The organism is Protofrankia coriariae (genome assembly GCF_001017755.1).
GTDB classification, from domain to species: Bacteria; Actinomycetota; Actinomycetes; order Frankiales; family Frankiaceae; genus Protofrankia; species Protofrankia coriariae.
On record NZ_JWIO01000078.1, the window covers coordinates 2,436 to 7,463 of the forward strand.

The 5,028-nt window shown below is 70.6% G+C and carries 5 protein-coding genes; 3 read left to right on the forward strand and 2 right to left on the reverse strand.

The features are described 5' to 3' along the window. Positions 1–153: 153 nt before the first annotated feature. The gene (locus FrCorBMG51_RS23945; protein WP_047225267.1) at positions 154–933 is read right to left on the reverse strand and encodes a sporulation protein; all 780 of its coding nucleotides are present in this window, start codon (positions 931–933) and stop codon (positions 154–156) included. 289 nt (positions 934–1,222) lie between these two features. Here FrCorBMG51_RS23945 and fdhD point away from each other — a divergent pair, with 289 nt between their 5' ends. Then, the gene (gene fdhD / locus FrCorBMG51_RS23950) at positions 1,223–2,131 is read left to right on the forward strand and encodes a formate dehydrogenase accessory sulfurtransferase FdhD (RefSeq protein WP_086055661.1); all 909 of its coding nucleotides are present in this window, start codon (positions 1,223–1,225) and stop codon (positions 2,129–2,131) included. 201 nt (positions 2,132–2,332) lie between these two features. After that, a complete protein-coding gene (locus FrCorBMG51_RS23955) occupies positions 2,333–2,875 on the forward strand; it encodes a hypothetical protein (RefSeq protein WP_047225268.1) in 543 nt (180 codons plus the stop codon). 220 nt (positions 2,876–3,095) lie between these two features. On the opposite strand, the gene FrCorBMG51_RS23960 is transcribed toward FrCorBMG51_RS23955, so the two are convergent. Next, a complete protein-coding gene (locus FrCorBMG51_RS23960; protein ID WP_338052809.1) occupies positions 3,096–4,040 on the reverse strand; it encodes an aldo/keto reductase in 945 nt (314 codons plus the stop codon). Between the two features lie 407 nt (positions 4,041–4,447). On the opposite strand from FrCorBMG51_RS23960, the gene FrCorBMG51_RS23965 reads away from it, so the two are divergent. After that, positions 4,448–5,028, forward strand: a 581-nt coding sequence (locus FrCorBMG51_RS23965) for a TerD family protein (protein ID WP_047225270.1), incomplete at its 3' end; no start/stop codon positions are given.

Below are 5,028 nucleotides of genomic sequence, written 5' to 3' on the forward strand. Positions count from 1 at the left end.
CGGCGGCATCGGCCGCCGGTACCTCACGGAACGCGAACCGCGTCCGGGTCGGGAGCCGCGCGCTTCGCCGCACCCGGGCGGGTTCCCGGCGGCGCACCGGGGACGTCACCGCGTACTCGAGGGGAACGCCACCGCGCAGACGTCCCGGAGACCCTAGAACCAGCCGCGGCGGGCGCCGAGATGCTGGAGCTGCTCGTGCAGCAGACCGGCGAGGTGATGCCGGTCGGTGTCGTGGTGGCCGACCCGCAGCCGGCTGAGCGCGTCCCCGCCGGCGCGCAGCAGCCCGCCGCGCCGGTCGGCCTCCAGCACCACGTCCACGCCGGCGGCGTCGACCAGGAAGGTCACTTCCAGTTCCTTGATGCGACGGGCGTACTCCCCGCCCGGGTGCAGCTCGATCTCCTGGTAGAAGGGCAGGTCGGAGCCGGCCAGCCGGCCCTTCTCCACGTCCGCGGAGTGGAACCGGAAGCCGAGGTCGCCGAGCGCGGCGAGGATCGCCTCCTGGACGGGCAGCGGGTGCACGCTCACCGGGTCGAGGTCGCCGGGGTCGATCGCGCCCGGAATGTCCACCGTGGTCTTCACGCCGATCTTCATACCGCGCAGGTGCCAGCCACCCACGTCGGTGATGGGGGTCTGCCAGGGGACCGGCAGCTCGAAGCGTCCGCTGGTCTCCTGGTTGGCGGCGATGGTGAACTTTCCGCCGATGCTGCGGGTGCCGAAGCCGACGTTCTCGTACCAGGTGGAGTCGTCGGTCTCGACCTCGACGGTGGCCTCGAGCGCGACCCGTATCTCGTTGACCTCCTGGTCGACCTTGCCGCCCTTGATGGTCACGGTCCCGGTGACCAGACCGCCGGGCAGGACCTCGGGGCGGTCCAGGACCGTTTCGACGTCGGCGTTGCCCACCCCGAGCCGCGCCATCATCCGTTTCATGCCCACGTGCCCCGCCCACTCCTCATATCGGTTATGCCTGTCATACATGCCTGTCATGTCTGCTGTGCCTGTGGCTACGTGTGCCGTGTCCGTGATGCCCGTCGTCGCGGCGCCGGCGCCGCGCGTCCCAACCGATACCGGACATCGTCGCCGGGCGCTCCTACGCTCTCACACGAGGATTGGCGCGACCCGCGACCGTCCCGCGTCATACAGCCTTACCCCAACATGGCGGACGGGTCGTACCGCCGTTGGGGCGCACTGGCCGCCGCCGGCCGGGTACGGCAGTGTGGACGCCGTGGGACGGGTGACGGTACGTCGGCAGGTGCTGCGGATCCGCGCCGACGGCGGGCGGACGGCACGCCCCGACAGCATTGCCGGTGAGGAGCCGTTGGAACTGCGCGTGGCGGGACGGTCGTTCGTCGTCACCATGCGGACGCCCGGGCACGACGTCGACCTCGCCTTCGGCTTCCTCGTCGGCGAAGGGATCATCGGCGCCGGCTCGGACGTGCTGGGCATACGCTACTGCGCCGGCACCAACGAGGCAGGCGGGCAGACCCACCACCAGACGTACAGCCAGACGTACAGCGTCCAGACCTACAACCAGACCTACAACGTCCTGGACATCACCCTCGCCCCGACGGTTCCCCCGCCCGACGCCAGCCTGCAACGGGCCTTCTACACCAGCAGCTCCTGCGGGCTGTGCGGGAAGGCCAGCATCGAAGGGGTACGGCTGCGTGGCCGGTTCACCGTCGACGACGACCCGCTGGTGCTGCGCCCGCAGGTGGTACTGGCGCTGCCGGAGCGGCTGCGCGCCGCGCAGAAGGTCTTCGCCAGCACCGGTGGGCTGCACGCCGCCGGGATCGCCGACGCCGCCGGGAACCTGCTCGTGGTCCGGGAGGACGTCGGCCGGCACAACGCGGTGGACAAGGTGGTCGGCCATGCGGCGCGCGAGGGCGCGCTGCCGTTGCGCGGGCGGATGCTGGTGGTCAGCGGCCGGGCGTCGTTCGAGCTGACCCAGAAGGCCCTGCTGGCCGGGATTCCGGCGCTGGTCGCGGTGTCGGCGCCGTCGTCGCTGGCGGTCGAGCTGGCCGCGGACGCCGGGATGACGCTGATCGGCTTCGTCCGCGGTGACTCCATGAACGTCTACACCGGGGCGCACCGCGTTGGCGCTGTCCCCGCCGTCCAGTCCGGTCCGTTGCCGTAGCACGAGCCGCGATGAGAACAGGCTGCGATGAGAACAGGCTGTGACGAGAACCAGCTGTGACGGCAACTGATTGTATTGCCGGTATCGCGACCTGTCATTTTGTGGCGTACTGTGACCGACTGGATCGAGTCGTGGAGGTGACCCCGGTCCATGCGTACTTGTCGGACATAACCCTGCATCCAGGCGATACGATGCCCTCTTGTGACCTGCATCGTCGGTCTTGAGCATGACGGCAGGGTGATCATCGGTGGTGACAGTGCCGGAGTGGCCGGCTACTCCATCACCGTCCGCGCTGACACCAAGGTGTTCCGTAACGGCGAGTTCATCATGGGTTTCACGTCGTCGTTCCGGATGGGGCAGCTCCTGAGGTACAGCCTGATCCCACCCGCCCCCCAGACATGGGACGTCGACCGGTTCATGGCCACCGACTTCATCTCCGCGGTGCGTGACTGTCTGCGCGAGGGCGGCTACACGCGCACCGAGTCGGGATCCGAGGCCGGCGGGGTGTTCCTGGCCGGTATCCGTGGCCGGCTGTACCGCATCGACTCCGACTTCCAGATCGGACGCAGCATCGACCTCTACGACGCGGTCGGTTGCGGTGAGGAGTTCGCCCTGGGCTCCCTGCACGGCAGCGGCCATCTCAGCCCGGAGGATCGCGTACAGCTCGCGCTGGAAGCTGCCGCGCACCACTCCTCGGCGGTATGCCCGCCGTTCCACGTCGTGTCCGCCCCGAGCCCCGACTGACCACGGCGCCAGCCGACCAGGCCAACCAACCAAGCCAACCAACCAAGCCAACCGATCAGGCCAGCCGCCCGGTCGGGGCCACACCCGGCCAGCAGGATCACGGCTGGCGGAGACCGCGTCCGGCCGGAATCCCGACCGGCCACGCGCCGCGGCTGCCNGGCTGCCGCGTCCGTCCCAGCCGAGGCGACCGGGACGGACGCGACGCGGTAGCGGCCGGCGGTCAGCGCCGGCGCAGCCCGCCGCGCAGGATGGCGGTGACCCGGGCCCGCCCACCACCGGTCGGCGTGAACGTGTCGGAGGCGTTCTTCAGCGCGCCGTACTCCTCGTCGGTCAGCTCGATGTCGGCGGCGGCGACGTTGCTCTCCAGCTGGGCGACGCTGGAGGCCCCGGGGATCGCCACCACGTTCGGATGCCGGACCACCCAGGCCAGCGCGATCTGCGCCGGGCTCGCGTCGTGCGCCGCGGCGACGTCACGCAGGACGTTGAGCACCGGCCGTGCCGCGTCCAGATTCTCCGGCAGGAACAGCGGATGCGACGTACGCGCCAACGACGTCGGGCGGCGTTCCCGGGTGTAGCGGCCGGAGAGCACGCCCATCGCGAGCGGGCTGTAGGCGATGATCAGTCGGTCGTTCTTCACCGCGTGGGGCACCAGCTCCCGCTCGGGCTGCGGGTGCAGCAGGCTGAACTGCACCTGGTTGGACAGCACCGGGGCGCCGAGCGCCTCCTCGGCCGCCTGCCAGCGCTCCAGCGAGTAGTTGCTGACGCCGACCGCGTCGACGAGACCGACCCGTTGCAGCGCCGCCATGCCACGCATGGTGCTGGTGTCGCGCAGCACGGGGTGGGGCTGGTGTACCTGGTAGAGATCGATCTGCCGGACGCCGAGCCGGTTGGCGCTGGCCACCGCGCGCTGCTCGACGACCGGCGCGACCGGCAGCACCGGGAACAGCTTCGTGGCGATGAAGGACGTCTCGAGCGCGCCGGCGTCCTTCAGCGCGGAGCCGAGAATCCGCTCGCTGCGCCCGAAGCCGTACAGCTCGGCCGTGTCGAAGAGAGTCACCCCGAGCTCGAGCGCACGCCGGACGATCGCCGGTGCCTCGCTGCCGGCGTAGGCCGCGCCGTAGCCCCACTCCCGGGAACCGAACTGCCAGGTCCCCAGCCCGATCACGGAGATCTTCTTCTTTGTCGTTACTCCGTCGACATACCGCATGACTCCAGTGAACGCCGTCGGGCGTCAGCCCGCGACCTGGTCACGCCGGCAGCCACCCCGGTGGCGCTGGGCAGGGCCGCTTGCCGTCCGGATCGTCCGGATGGTCCTGGGACGCGCATGCCGGTGCCGCCCGTGGCGTCGGCCAGGTGCCCGAAGCGCAGGTCGGCGGCTCGCGGTGTCCGCCGGCTGACAGAGCCCGGACCGCCGTGGGCCATCGAAGAGATCCTGGCCGGGCTGCTAGTTTTCTAGACGCCTCCGGCGAAGCGAGCACCCGGTCAGTCCGGTTTCGTGCGGGTCCGCGCCCGTCCCGGGCGCCCGGTGTCGGGGCAGACCGACGTGACGGGTCAACGCTGAAGGGGAGCGCGGTGGTCCAACAGTTCAACCGAGGACAGAAGAGCCATCTGTCCGCGGTCACCCCGGGCACCGACCTCTACATCGGGATCGCGCTGACCGCGCCCGGCCTCGCCTGGGACGTCTCCTGCTTCGGCCTGGACGCGAACGACCGGCTCTCCGACGAGAACTACTTCGTCTTCTTCAACCAGCCGGCATCCCCGGAGGGGTCGATCCAGCTCCTGGGCGAGCAGGCCGGTGACACCCAGTCGTTCCGGGTGACGCTGGACAAGGTGCCGGCGAGCATCCACAAGCTGTCGTTCTGCGCGGCGATCGACGGCGCGGGCTCGGCGTCCCAGCTCTCCGCCGGCTACCTCCGGATCGTCGTCGGCGGTGCCGAGGTCCTGCGCTATGCCTTCACCGGAGCGGACTTCACCAGTGAGCGCGCCATCATCATCGGCGATCTGTACCGGAAGGGTGTCTGGCGGGTCGCCGCGGTCGGGCAGGGCTTCGCCGGCGGGCTCGCCGAGCTGATCAGCTCCTTCGGCGGCGAGGTGGAGGACACGTCGCCACCGCCGCCGGCCGCGCCGGCAGCGCCCAGCGGGTTCGGCCCGCC